Raw genomic sequence first — 12558 nt, 5'->3', positions numbered from 1 at the left:
TGCATGCAGTAATGGTCTATATCTTTTTAGCAGGGGCGTGTCTTGCAGCGGTGTATTTCTGCATGCGCTTTTTGCTTCTGAAACGCGCGGTCCGGCAGGCTGCCGGGGAACTGCGTGAGATTACCGCAGATCTGGAAGAGAACAGGGTGGTAAAGCTGGCAGTGCCCCAGAGAGAACTGGAGCAGCTGCTGACGGAAATTAACCGGAACCTGACAGAAATCCGGAAAGTAAAAATCCGCTATGGAAAAAAAGAGCGGGAATTATTGAATCAAATTGAAAATATCAGCCATGACCTTCGTACGCCGCTGACGGCTATCATCGGGTTTCTGGAGCTGATTGACAGGGACTCTCTGGACGTTGAGGACAGAGAGTCCCTGGAAGTGGTTAAGAAGAAAGCCCTGGCACTGAAAAAGCTGACCGCTCAGTTTTACGATTTGTCCAGGCTGGCGGCGGAGGACTACCAGCTGAAATTGAAGAAAACGGATCTGGGCAGGATATTGCGGGAGACGGTCCTGGATTCCTATCAGGAACTGAAGTTAAAGAATCTGAATGTCAGTGTGGACATTCCAGATACTCCGGTTTTTGTAAGGGGAAATGAGGAAGCGCTGGAGCGGATCTTTCAGAATCTGCTGCAAAATGCGGGACGTTACGCTTTAAGCGTTTTTTCTGTAAGTCTGACTATAGAGTCAGGCAAGGTATATGTGCTGATGATAAATGATACGGATATGGAGAATCAACAGGACGCAGATTCCCTGTTTGAAAGATTTTATACAGGGGACAGCGCGAGAAAGCAGGGGAGTACGGGGCTGGGCCTTCCCATAGCAAAGCACCTGGCGGAGGCGATGGGCGGAAGGCTGTCTGCCTGCCTGACAGAAGCAGAAGATAAAAAATGGCTGTCACTGTCTCTGGAAATTCCTGGATTGAAGATATAATACAAGCAAAAGTTCGGAAAGTATAGTATAACTAACAGTAGGATATCCAAAAAACAGACAGTGAGGTAGGACATTATGGAAAAGAAAATGCAATGGCGGCAAGGGTGCGGAATGCAGGAAGGAGGGGATGTATGATGCAAAAGAAAAATGGAGCCGGACATTTAGCGGCGTTATTCACAATTGTTGTGTGGGGGACAACGTTTATTTCTACAAAGGTTCTGCTCAGGGACTTTCAGCCTGTGGAAATCCTGGTGATACGGTTTGTAATCGGCTATCTCCTTCTGCTGGCTGCTAAACCAGGCTGGGTCAGGCTGAAAGAAAAGAAACAGGAATGGCTGTTTGCCGGAGCAGGTTTATGTGGCATCTGCCTGTACTTTCTGCTTGAAAATATAGCATTGACTTATACACTTGCATCGAATGTAGGAGTCATCATCTCGGCGGCTCCCTTTTTTACGGCCTTTTTGACCCATATTTTTATGAAGGAGGAAGGCAGGCTGCGGCTGTCGTTCTTTTTGGGATTTGGAGTTGCGATTGGCGGAATCTGTATGATCAGCTTCGGCGGTCAGGATTTTGCGCTGAATCCGGCAGGGGATCTTCTGGCCCTGGCGGCTGCCTTTGTGTGGGCCTGCTACTCCGTGCTGACGAAGAAAATCAGCAGCTATGGGTATCCGATGATTCAGACAACCAGGCACATCTTCGGGTATGGGATTCTCTTTATGATCCCGGCCGCCTTTGCATTTGACTTTCACCTGGGAATCGCAAGGTTTCTGGAGCCTGTTAACCTGCTGAATATTCTGTTTCTGGGAGCGGGGGCATCGGCAGTCTGCTTTGTGACATGGAATTTTGCCGTCCAGGTACTGGGAGCCGTGCGGACGAGTGTATATATCTATGTGGTACCGGTGGTAACGATTGTCACATCTGTGCTGATCCTGCATGAGCAGCTGACCAAGCTGGCGGCAGCCGGTGCCGTGCTTACACTTCTGGGACTGATTATTTCGGAGGGGAAAATAGAGCTGAAAGTCTTATTTACCACGAGAAAACAGGATGCTATACTAAAAAGAGAAAAGGAAAATTAGGAACATGAAATTTTATTTGGCGCCTTTGGAAGGGATTACCGGGTATGTGTACCGTAATGCCTATCATAAATATTTCGGAGAGATGGATAAATATTTTATCCCTTTTATCAGTCCCAATCAATTCGGGCATCTAAGTTCCAAGGAGAAGAATGATATCCTTCCGGAACACAATGAGGGAATGGAAGCGGTTCCCCAGATCCTGACGAACTCGGCGGAAGATTTTATCAGAACAGCCGGGAAGCTGAAAAAGTACGGTTACAAAGAGGTGAATCTGAACCTGGGGTGTCCTTCGAAGACGGTTGTATCAAAGGGACGGGGCTCCGGTTTCCTGGCATTTCCGGACAGACTGGATCAGTTTTTAGGAGAGATATTTGCATACACGGATATGGAAATATCGATCAAGACAAGAATTGGTAAGGACAGTTCCGGTGATTTTAAGGAAATTCTGGATATTTATAATCACTATCCGGTGAAGGAACTGATCATCCATCCAAGGCTGCAGTCGGATATGTATAAGAACACACCCAACTGGCAGGTTTTCGGCGAGACGCTGGACAGATGTGAGTGCCCTGTGTGTTATAATGGAGATATTTTTACCGTGCAGGATTTTAAGAGGTTTACAGAAGCATTTCCGGAAACAGGATGTGTTATGCTGGGACGCGGCATTCTTTCCAATCCGGGGCTGGTAAATTCCATTCGCGGAAGCGGCCCGATGGATAAGGAGACGCTGCTTGCTTTCCATGACCAGATATACCGGGATTATCAAGAAATTCTGTATGGGGAGAAGACAATTTTATTTAAGATGAAAGAACTTTGGTTTTATATGGCCTCTGTATTTTCCAATTGCGAGAAGTACGCGAAGAAGATTAAAAAGTCAGAAAAGCTGGCAGCGTATGAGAGTGCAGTGGCAGCTCTGTTTGATGAGCAGGATATTTGTATAGGATAAGGAGATGCGGATATGGAAAGATATGTCAGACTTGAAGAAATCTCGGACGGGAGGCTTTACGGGCCGAATGATATGGTGCGTGCCGACTGCGGGGGCTGTGAGGGTTGCCCTGCATCGTGCTGCCGGGGGATGGGGAAGACCATCGTCCTGGATCCTCTGGATGTATACCGCATGACGACTGCTCTGGGTGTGAAGTTTGAGGAGCTGCTGAGAGATAAAATAGAGCTGAATGTAGCAGACGGACTGATTTTGCCGAACTTAAAGATGGACGGAGAGGGAGAAAGCTGTGTTTTTCTGAACAGCCGGGGAAGGTGCAGTATCCACGATGCAAGACCGGGGATATGCAGGATTTTTCCGTTGGGAAGATATTATGAAGACAGAAGCTTCCGGTATTTTTTGCAGATCCATGAGTGTCTGAAGGAAAACCGCGCAAAAATAAAGGTTAAAAAATGGATTGATACTCCTGAACTTGAGAAAAACCAGAAATTCATTGCGGACTGGCATTATTTTCTGAAGGATACGCAGTATATGCTTCAGAAGCCGGAGAACGAGACGAGGAGAAAAGAAATCAGTATGTATATATTGACGAGCTTCTATATGATAGAGTATCGGGAGAATGAAGACTTCTACGCTCAGGTGGACAGAAGGATGAAGCAGGGGAGGGAGAGTGTTGGTACGGGGGCGTTTTAGAGAGGGCCTGTGGAATGTGGGATTCTGCGTGAGCCGGGGTCTGAGACAGTCAATGACAGAGTGTAAAAGGAAACCCAAAGCATGTAGGATACTGTGTGCTGTGGGTTTCCTTTTTTCTATTACTCCGGGCTTTTGGCATGCCTCAGTGATTCAGGCCAGGAGTTCGTATATTCCCAGAGCAGCCAGAATCAGGCCGGAGATAAAGTCGGCGGACTGGTCGGATATGTGTGGGACTTTTGTTTTTCCGATCAGGTTGCCTGCATACAGAAAGATGACGGACACGACCAGGGACATGACTGCGGTGGGAAGCAGTTTCAGTCCCGTTATGCTGGCTCCGATGCCCATGCCGAAGTTATTGATGGATAAGGCAAGGCCAAGGAAGAGCCCCTCTTTCATGGTAAGCAGGGAGGCCTTTGCAGGTACATTGTTTTGGGTTCCGGAACCGCATTCGTTCGACTTTACTTCAGCCTTTTTGATTTTTTCCCGGATGTAGCTGAAAAAAGATTTTATGATATAGTAAAGGCCGAGGCCGATCAGAAGAGCACATCCTATGGCCTGTGTGGAAGAGGCCGGCAGAAACTGTGAGATTTGTGTGCCCATCAGTATGGCAATCACGGTGCCTGTCAGTGTCACGAGGCTGATGACAGTGCTCTTTAAGAGGTCGATATTGGATTTTTTGATTCCATAGGACATACCGACAATGAAGCTGTCTATATTTGCAGAAATTGCGAATAGAAGTGATGAGATTAGATGCATAATCTGCTCCTGACATCATAATTGTTGTTTGTATTCAGTATATTCAGAAGTATTTGTAGCGTTCATGGCGCATAAACTATTAAGAGTTTATCCTGGAAGGCGTCCAAATTTATGCGTAAACGATTGATTTCCCCGTTTGGGATTACTGTAGAAGTTCTGCTGCTGTTTCTGGTTCTTTCTATCTGGCAGGCCGGGGATGCAGACGGAGAGAATGGGCGGAAGATAAGCAGAGGAGGTATTTCGGACAGTGTTTCTGTCAATGCACAAAGCGGAACAGAAACCGGTTATTGGGAGAATGAGGTACAGAGAGAGGAGAAAAAAGACTTTATTAAGTGGGTGGAATTCAATGTGACTTATGAAGCATTGAACAGGGCCTATACATATGATGTGGAAACCTATGAGGAGGACGTCCATCTGAACTGGGTGGAGCTTTTGGCGTATTTGGGCGCGAAATACGGCGGGGATTTTACACGTTATTCGGAGCGTGATATGACAGAAGCTGCCGAAAAGCTGTTGTCGGGCGAGGTGACCATGGAAGAACTGACTGCAGACATGCAGTATTACGGGTATTACCGGGAAGCATACGGCGCTGTCCTGGATGGAATGGTAGGCGAATATGAGATTGAACGGCCGGACGGGGAAGGGGCAGATAAAAAGGTCTGGAAAAAGTATTACGGGCTGAAAGCATACTGTCCGATTGCAAAGACATTTCCCTATTCGGATTACGATGACTTCGGGGTGTCCAGAAGCTATGGTTACCGGAGAAACCATCTGGGGCACGATATGATGGGGCAGGTGGGTACACCAAGAAGAAAGATATGCAGAACCTAGAAAGAGATTTCTAGGTTCTTGTCATTTAACACGCATCTCTTTACAGTGCGACGAATAAGCTCGTTTTTTTCTTTATATTCCATGTCGTCGAAATTGTCAAGTAAGTAACAGATATTTTTATATATTTCTTCTCGTTCTTCTGTTTCTGATCGCTCTTTATTGTCCCGTAATTCCTCAAGTTGTAACTGGTTTTTGAGAGTATTAAGTTTTTTATCAAGATTCTCTATTTGCTGGACAATATACTTTGCAGCCGTTGAGGTCACATTTTCTTGGAGCTGGCGGGTCAGGTTCTCAAGTGCGGATTCGGTAGAGCGGATATCCTTTTTAAGGGCATTGATATCGGTAACACTGTGCTGATTATGCTGCGGATGCACAAATTCCTCATCAATTCGAATTGCTTTCAGCTTATCTATAAAAAGATTGTCGATGGTATCAATTTTCACAAAATCAGCGTCACAATAATTTATTCCTTCTCTGTCCCTGGCAGGACAAAAATAGTAAGCAAACATTCTCTGATTTTTTATATACACACGGTTCTGCATAGTCCTTCCACATCTACATTTTAAGATTCCCCTCAGGATCCCGACCTCATGTTTTAGTGTACGGACTTGCTTATTTTGTCCGAGGCGTTCTTGTACAGCTATCCAATCATTTGCAGGAATAACATAATCATGGATGCCCAGGGCTATGATCCATCTATCCATATCTAATTTCTTCTTGTTTTCCGTTCCCTGCGTGCGTCCGTAGCCGATAAGCCCCTTTGTCCCGTCAAAAAGTCTCTTATCAGGGAGAGTGCATCCCTTGCCATGTAAGTAATAAAATGCCTGCAAATCAGCTTGGCAGTATACCGGGTTCGTCAAAATCCCGTATATCTGTGAGGTATTTAAAAACTTTCCTGTCTCACTGGTAATACTATGATCTCGGCAGTATCTCTCTACCCGGGTGATAGGGTACCCTTCCAGGATCAGTTGGTAGAGCAGCTTTACACGGCCTATGGTTTCCTGATTGACTATAAGGTAAGAGTGTTCTTTACCATCCACCTTCTTTCGAATGGAGGTCATTCCGGAAGGAAGGTGCCCGCCAGTCCATTTCCCAGAGGCTCCTAACTGCTTCATATTATCGCCTACGCGCTCTGACGTGTTCTCACGCTCAAGCTGAGCGAAGGCAGCCAGAATATACATTACTGTGCGCCCGATCGGCGTGGAAGTGTCAAAAGACTCTTTCACAGAGACGAAAGAAACGTCATGATCCTGCATGGTATCGTACATAGCGGAGAACTCTTTTACATTACGGCTGATTCGGTCAAGTTTATATACCATTACGACATCCAACTTATTCGCCTTCACGTCCTGCATCAACTGCTGGAAAGATGGGCGATTCGTATTCTTTCCAGAAAAGCCCTCATCCTGATCATATATGAAAAACTCTAATTCTTCACCGCGGAAGATGATCCCAGCATAATCTTTACACATTTTTATCTGCACAGCAACTGAGTCGCTGTTATCCCGGTACACTGATTTTCTTGGATAGATCCCTATTTTCATATCACATTCCTCCTGTCTAATCATATTATAAAAGGGTATAAAAAATACACCCTATACAGGTGCAGAGAGTTTGTGATATAATCTATCTGCGGGATAATTATATCGGTCTCTGACCTATATAGTATCTAATAAAGCCGTTCCTGTTGGCGCAGGGGCGGTTTTTATTTACTTTTTGCAATATCTAGTTCGACTATACCGATAAAAGCAATGGTTATAATACATATGGTTACTGATGCTCCATTTACTGCTAGCAAGGCAGAAAACAAAAGTGCTAAAACAAACAATATTCTGGTAACTTTTGCTACTGAATGTACTCCAATGCTTATAAATGCTAGTAGACCACCCGTTAAACAACATAATGCATATAGAAATTGCCATATATTCCCGGAGATTCCGCCATCAACTGATAAAATGGTAATAATGATTAAAAGCGCATAACAAATGGATATTATACCAGCCAAAATAGGTAAGACGATAATTCTTTTACTCTTAGTTGAAGATGCTGAATTAATTGGAGTATTTTGACCTGTCGCTGAATTCTCAGCCCAATGTGCACCGCAATTATTACACTTATATGCCATATTTTCACGATATTGTTTTTTGGTCATAGGACTTACAGTGCCAAACATTGCCATTTCGGATACTTTTTTATATGTTGGTATATCATTTTCAACATATATATTTGTTGATTCACAAATAGGACATTTTAGACCCTTACGACCAGTATAGCCAGTTTCTGTATATTCTTCAGAACGTTCTACCTTTTCTTCTGAATACTTTTCCTGAGCAATGTGATCCAATAACGGATATCCACAATCAGGACAAAAATGTGCTTTATCACTTATTTCTTTACCACATTCTGGGCATTTAATTAATGCCATTTGATCCCTCCCTCTATCTGCACCTAAACACCACAAATCATTCTTTATGTAAATGGATAAAATCATAAAAATTACTTTTAAGGATTTTATCCAGGTAAGTTTTTTTATCAATCCAAGACTTTTTCAAATAGCGGCTTTTTTTGCGCGCTTTATCAAAGGGAATATTGCAACTTTTCATAATCTCTTCTGCAGAGTTGATACCTATTTCGTTCAGGATCGCATCAGGTGCAGTGAAATAATAGGAAAATGTTTCCGTGTAATCTCCATCATTACAATAAATTTGAATTGCATAGTCAACGGAAGCAAGATTTAACTCAAGTAGGGCTAGTAGACATGTTAACTCCCATCGTATAACTGGCTCAGAATTGAAATCATTATAAAAAGCGTAATACTTGTTAATCTCTTTATCATATATAAGGGTCCCATATTGTCCAAATACCCAGGTATATGTTTGCTTATCCCAGTTATCGTAAGTCTGGAAAAGTTTTGAGTCATATATCAAAACATCTTCTCTAGTCTTAAAAATCTGAAATATATCAACGGGTAGTTCTGAAACTTTGAAATTCAATAATGCATCATACGCTGATAGTTTAATGAGCTGCTTACTTATCTCCTTTTCTGAATTGAATGAAAACATATTTTTATCCTCCGCAGTAGTAGTTCTAAGAATATAGTACCACTACAATTGGTGGATATTTACATCCAATATTTTCCAGTTATTTTTGCTTTTGCTTATGATTTTTATTACCAAGAAGAGTCTTTCCGATATTACGTGCTCTTACGCCTTCTGATGATAAGGTTTGTATTTTAGCTGGATCAGAAAGTTCAACCTTGCCAAGCACTTTACCGATACATTCGATATTTTCACTGCCTGAAATAATATCATATTTAGGATTATGTGATATAAGCCCATCTTCGCCAACCTCTTTTATAAAGCATTCGTTGTTAATCATAAAGATTCCGATATCACCGATCTCTAAAACCTGCATCTTTTCCACGTAAACTTTTTCTCCATCATAATAAGTTGGCTCCATACTATCTCCATTTACGCCGATGACAAAATCGGCTCTATGAGATAATTCATTTAAAGGAACTTCTATAGTGTCAGTTGGAAGGTCCTCGAAAATGTATTCGCCGTTTCCAGCAGATGCAAGGCTGTGGTAGTAGGCCATATAGTAGGTAGGGAAATGCGCTGCGGACCGTCCCTCTTTGTATGCGTTGCTTATCTGCTGTACTCGGTCGACTTCCCTGTCAAGTATATAGGATACCGTTTCCTGTCCAAAGGGGTCTAAGTCGCGGTATTTTTCTATGAGCTTCATTTCAGAGGGCTTTATATCAAAGTCAGTTCCTTGGACGTTCAGACCGTATGCTTCGCCTAAAATTTCGGCTGGGTCCATCCCGTATATATCGCACAATGAACAAAAGGTATCAATATCAGGTTCAGAAACTCCATTTTCGTAATTGCTAAGAGTGTTCCCTTTCACACCTATTTGGGTAGCTACATCACTTTGCTTTAGACCTTTGTCGATCCGACCTTGTTTAAGTTTTTTGACAAGATATTCGTTCATATATTCACCACCTTTTTTGAGATGATTTCATTATATATGATAATTTCGATAAAGTAAATAAAAATATCAAAAATATCGAAAAAATATGTTGACACCACAAGAAAATTGAATTATAGTGAATATATCAAGAAAATTGAAAAAGAAAGGAGTGATTCGGGTTGTTTGAGGTAGATGTAGAAGCAATGAAAAATTATCTTGATGAGGTCGGGTTAAAGCAAAAACCAATCGCGATAAAATCTGGCTTAGATGAATGCAAATTTAGTTTGGCGTTACAGGGAAAGCGAAAACTTGAAGCAGGAGAGTATGCAAGTGTATGCAAATCTATTGGAGTTCCTATGAGAAAGTTTCTAAAACCAAGGATGCCAGATGAGAAAGACGTTTGAAATTTTATTTAGATATTTGATTAAATACATAATAGCCATCTACCGCACTACAAGCAGATGACTATTAGCAGTCCATTGTATACCATGAGATTGAAACAACATCCGGCGCTCAGAGGCACTCACACATATTCGCGACTATGTGTAACCGGACTTCTGTGACATAGGTAGTGCGTCACGTTGTGACAATTGCGATTCTTATGTGGTAGACACCCACAGCCCAAAGCAAACGCTTATCATAATAATTGGCGGTTAGACCTTTTATTATTCATCATGGTGCTTGGATTCGACATTAAGAAAGCTATGAGCTTTTCCAAAATGTCCACCCCCTTTCGGAACGGGCTAATTAAATTATATCGAATATCTAAATAAATTTCAATATATTCAAAATACTTTGCTGTAATACGGTAATGGGAGAGTAAGTTCTATGGGCTTTTTAGATGAACCAGACAGAGGAGGTGAGTAAAAATGAACAACATATGCGTCCATGAAGAAAACGGAATAATCTTTGTTTCAGTAGACGGCCATGAGCTAAAAAACGTTACTGATTACAAAATAGCCAGCTCCGCTCATGGAGAAGCGGAACTGACACTTGTGATTAGGGCAAAAGTTGTTCAATCGGAATTTGAAGCAGTTTTAGCAGAAAACTAGAAATAGCTTCGCTAATCCATGAGTTTGCTTAATGATGAACGAGATAGAGATATTCGAGGGAGAGAACTATTGTTAGTATGCAGATTCCTGGACGTAAACCCTATGGACTTCGCAGACAAGCCTGATAAATAGGAGGAGATGAAATGCAGTTTTTAAAAAAGGGAGACAAAACAGTTTTGATTGATAGGAATGAAGTTTACACCTTGGAAAAAGCAGTAGACACTTTGGCGATTTCAGTTTTTGAAGATTATATCGCATTAAAGAGAGATGAACCTAATAGCAATAATGAAAAAGTTACTGAAGAGAGAATAATGTTGGCTATGGATGTATTAAATTCATTATCAGGTGCATTGTCCGCAACAAAGAATGTGGGTTGATCTAAGTATAGACCAACCCGGTTAGTTAGAATGGTCGTTCCACAGCTTCGCATTTTGCATATTCAAGCCTAGAATTTAATTCATTGATGGATTCAGTATAATACTCGGAATATATTTTTTGGAATTCATCAAAAGATAAATCTGACCCAAGCACTTTAGTGATGGCGTATGCGTTAGCAATTTGTTCATTGGTCATTGTGGCATGCCTCCTTTCTAAATGAAGTATATCACATAAAAGAGAGCTTGCGCGAATATTTGCGGAGCTCTCGGTGTAAAAACAGACAAATTCCTAAAACCGCGGATGCCAGATGAATAGGAGAGAGGTGAGGAAAATGAAAGCTCCACATATTGAAATCAAAACAAATAACTGTCGGACAGAAGTATTTGTCGATGGGGAAAAATTGGATGGTGTAAGAAAAGTAAGTTTCGAGCGTAAAGCCGGAACAGCACCGATTTTACACATTGATTTAATTGCAACGGATATGACGGTAGATGCGGTTATGATTCCGATATTGCCAGAAGTGTTTCGACCTTTTTACGAATTAAAAAAGCCATCCGAAGATGACTCTAATGTTTAAAGGCTCTGTGGTGCAGACAGATGAAGAGAAGGAGGAGGTGGCATGACAAAGTGAAGGATAAACATATTTATAAAGCAATACTTATTTTGCAATTGTTAATATTAGTTGCAATATCACTCCAATTGCTGTTAGCACACTAGCAACCAAAGTCCAGATAGCAATCCAGTTTTTATTTTTATATAGAAATTCATACCCATCCTTTTCAACACAAGGATTGTTGTAATCAAAAACAATGCTGTTATCAGCTGTGCGAGAACAGTGAAAGTACCCAGAAACATAATTCCGTTTATTGCATTCATAAACACATTTACGAACAGTGGGATTTGTGTAGTCAATAGCCTCATTACTATCGAGATTCTTTAAAAATATGCGCATTTCTTCTTCTAATAAGTAATTTTTATTTTTATTTTTCATAAAACAAAAGTCTCCTAAGTTAATAGAGAAATTATACCAGATAATTACTTGGGCCACAATAAAAAATTAGTACAGGCGCAATCAGCAACATAGACAAACAGTATCTCATATACATTAACAGGAGGTGGTGTGTATATGGCAAAAAATGAAAAGGAGTATACCTGCACAGTCGAATACACCGAAGGCTGTGAACAGCGGCTAACCGAGGCGCTGGTAGGCATATATTACCAGCGGAAAAGAGACAAGGAACTTGAAAATGTGACTGATGATAAAACCGCTTAGGCGGTATATTGGAGGACAAGCCAACCTATGGTCAAAAAGAAGTTTAAGGAACGTTACAGGTACATCCAGGGACAAGTCAAAGAGTGGCGCCGGGAGGGGGCAGACGATTTTGAAGTTACATGTCATCTGATCATATGCGTCACTGCCTGCGCAGGAACAGAATACGCGTCGACTTATACAGAGGAACAATTAAAACAGATATTTGATCTGCGATATTGGGAGGGATGGAATGATGAAACACAGACAGCGTGACCGCCTGATGACGATACGGGACTGGTGCTACGTAGGAGTGGCACTGGCAGTATTATTCCTGATCGGGATAGCAACCGTGTAAAATCAGCAGTTAGAGTAGGAGCAGAATATGATTGGTGAAAGAATCGCAAAGCTGGAAAAGTTTTTTGGAGTAAGAAAGCCGAAAAGCATCGACCCAATAGAGTGGTTAGAAAAATTATATGAAATGGAAATGGAATGGGAAGATAAGAACCAAAAAACATTTCCAGTATAGAATTAAAAAAAGGAGAACATTATGAAGAAATTAGCACTGTTAAACACAAGCATCCTGACAACAGCAGGTGAGTACAGCCTTACGGACATTACACTGGATGAGGCGAGGGACCTGGTTAAAGGCAACCGCGATAACCTGAACTCAGCA

General features: G+C 41.9%; 18 protein-coding genes and 1 pseudogene. 12 read left to right on the top strand and 7 right to left on the bottom strand.

The window, feature by feature from the left end; translation table 11 throughout:
- Positions 1-11: 11 nt before the first annotated feature.
- The 4 genes from ARB69_RS17430 to ARB69_RS17415 all read left to right on the top strand — a co-directional run bounded on the left by ARB69_RS17430 (position 12) and on the right by ARB69_RS17415 (position 3644).
- Complete coding sequence (locus ARB69_RS17430; RefSeq protein ID WP_055154490.1) at positions 12-932, top strand: sensor histidine kinase; 921 nt, start codon at positions 12-14, stop codon at positions 930-932.
- Between the two features lie 134 nt (positions 933-1066).
- A complete protein-coding gene (locus tag ARB69_RS17425; protein ID WP_050642690.1) occupies positions 1067-2008 on the top strand; it encodes a DMT family transporter in 942 nt (313 codons plus the stop codon).
- 4 nt (positions 2009-2012) lie between these two features.
- A complete protein-coding gene (locus ARB69_RS17420) occupies positions 2013-2954 on the top strand; it encodes a tRNA dihydrouridine synthase (RefSeq protein WP_050641047.1) in 942 nt (313 codons plus the stop codon).
- Between the two features lie 12 nt (positions 2955-2966).
- Positions 2967-3644: a YkgJ family cysteine cluster protein gene (locus ARB69_RS17415; RefSeq protein WP_055154488.1), complete on the top strand. Its 678-nt coding sequence runs from the start codon at positions 2967-2969 to the stop codon at positions 3642-3644.
- 150 nt (positions 3645-3794) lie between these two features.
- Here the strand turns inward: ARB69_RS17415 and ARB69_RS17410 are convergent, their stop codons facing one another.
- Entirely contained in the window at positions 3795-4400 is a 606-nt protein-coding gene (locus ARB69_RS17410) for a manganese efflux pump (RefSeq protein WP_025655537.1), read from the bottom strand.
- Positions 4401-4511: 111 nt separating this feature from the next.
- Between ARB69_RS17410 and ARB69_RS17405 the strand changes: the two are divergent.
- Positions 4512-5207: pseudogene (locus ARB69_RS17405) on the top strand (hypothetical protein); the annotation flags it as partial.
- 20 nt (positions 5208-5227) lie between these two features.
- On the opposite strand, the gene ARB69_RS17400 reads toward ARB69_RS17405, so the two are convergent.
- The 4 genes from ARB69_RS17400 to ARB69_RS17385 all read right to left on the bottom strand — a co-directional run bounded on the left by ARB69_RS17400 (position 5228) and on the right by ARB69_RS17385 (position 9224).
- Entirely contained in the window at positions 5228-6775 is a 1548-nt protein-coding gene (locus tag ARB69_RS17400; RefSeq protein ID WP_055154486.1) for a recombinase family protein, read from the bottom strand.
- 161 nt (positions 6776-6936) lie between these two features.
- Positions 6937-7656 carry a zinc ribbon domain-containing protein gene (locus ARB69_RS17395; protein WP_055154485.1) on the bottom strand — a complete coding sequence of 240 codons (720 nt, stop codon included), beginning with the start codon at positions 7654-7656 and terminating at the stop codon, positions 6937-6939.
- A 37-nt stretch (positions 7657-7693) separates the two neighbouring features.
- The gene (locus tag ARB69_RS17390) at positions 7694-8293 is read right to left on the bottom strand and encodes a hypothetical protein (protein WP_055154483.1); all 600 of its coding nucleotides are present in this window, start codon (positions 8291-8293) and stop codon (positions 7694-7696) included.
- Positions 8294-8372: 79 nt separating this feature from the next.
- The gene (locus ARB69_RS17385) at positions 8373-9224 is read right to left on the bottom strand and encodes an XRE family transcriptional regulator (RefSeq protein ID WP_055154481.1); all 852 of its coding nucleotides are present in this window, start codon (positions 9222-9224) and stop codon (positions 8373-8375) included.
- Positions 9225-9382: 158 nt separating this feature from the next.
- Here ARB69_RS17385 and ARB69_RS17380 point away from each other — a divergent pair, with 158 nt between their 5' ends.
- The 3 genes from ARB69_RS17380 (at position 9383) to ARB69_RS17370 (ending at position 10632) form a co-directional block, all read left to right on the top strand.
- Positions 9383-9607 carry a hypothetical protein gene (locus ARB69_RS17380; protein ID WP_055154479.1) on the top strand — a complete coding sequence of 75 codons (225 nt, stop codon included), beginning with the start codon at positions 9383-9385 and terminating at the stop codon, positions 9605-9607.
- A gap of 465 nt (positions 9608-10072) precedes the next feature.
- Complete coding sequence (locus tag ARB69_RS17375; RefSeq protein WP_055154477.1) at positions 10073-10255, top strand: hypothetical protein; 183 nt, start codon at positions 10073-10075, stop codon at positions 10253-10255.
- A 143-nt stretch (positions 10256-10398) separates the two neighbouring features.
- Positions 10399-10632 carry a hypothetical protein gene (locus ARB69_RS17370; RefSeq protein ID WP_055154475.1) on the top strand — a complete coding sequence of 78 codons (234 nt, stop codon included), beginning with the start codon at positions 10399-10401 and terminating at the stop codon, positions 10630-10632.
- A 25-nt stretch (positions 10633-10657) separates the two neighbouring features.
- Here the strand turns inward: ARB69_RS17370 and ARB69_RS26795 are convergent, their stop codons facing one another.
- Complete coding sequence (locus tag ARB69_RS26795; RefSeq protein WP_157355664.1) at positions 10658-10828, bottom strand: hypothetical protein; 171 nt, start codon at positions 10826-10828, stop codon at positions 10658-10660.
- A 136-nt stretch (positions 10829-10964) separates the two neighbouring features.
- Here ARB69_RS26795 and ARB69_RS17365 point away from each other — a divergent pair, with 136 nt between their 5' ends.
- On the top strand, positions 10965-11210 hold the full coding sequence (locus ARB69_RS17365) for a hypothetical protein (protein WP_055154474.1): 246 nt from the start codon (positions 10965-10967) through the stop codon (positions 11208-11210).
- 81 nt (positions 11211-11291) lie between these two features.
- On the opposite strand, the gene ARB69_RS17360 is transcribed toward ARB69_RS17365, so the two are convergent.
- The gene (locus tag ARB69_RS17360; RefSeq protein ID WP_055154472.1) at positions 11292-11624 is read right to left on the bottom strand and encodes a hypothetical protein; all 333 of its coding nucleotides are present in this window, start codon (positions 11622-11624) and stop codon (positions 11292-11294) included.
- Between the two features lie 135 nt (positions 11625-11759).
- Here ARB69_RS17360 and ARB69_RS26790 point away from each other — a divergent pair, with 135 nt between their 5' ends.
- The 3 genes from ARB69_RS26790 (at position 11760) to ARB69_RS26785 (ending at position 12411) form a co-directional block, all read left to right on the top strand.
- Positions 11760-11906 (top strand): hypothetical protein, encoded by a 147-nt coding sequence (locus tag ARB69_RS26790; protein ID WP_156320705.1) that lies wholly within the window; start codon positions 11760-11762, stop codon positions 11904-11906.
- 27 nt (positions 11907-11933) lie between these two features.
- Entirely contained in the window at positions 11934-12158 is a 225-nt protein-coding gene (locus ARB69_RS17355) for a hypothetical protein (RefSeq protein WP_055154470.1), read from the top strand.
- Between the two features lie 109 nt (positions 12159-12267).
- The gene (locus tag ARB69_RS26785) at positions 12268-12411 is read left to right on the top strand and encodes a hypothetical protein (protein WP_157355662.1); all 144 of its coding nucleotides are present in this window, start codon (positions 12268-12270) and stop codon (positions 12409-12411) included.
- The last annotated feature ends 147 nt before the right edge of the window (positions 12412-12558 follow it).

This window comes from Faecalicatena contorta (assembly GCF_001404335.1).
GTDB lineage: Bacteria > Bacillota > Clostridia > Lachnospirales > Lachnospiraceae > Faecalicatena > Faecalicatena contortus_B.
This window is presented reverse-complemented; position numbering and strand designations above follow the sequence as displayed.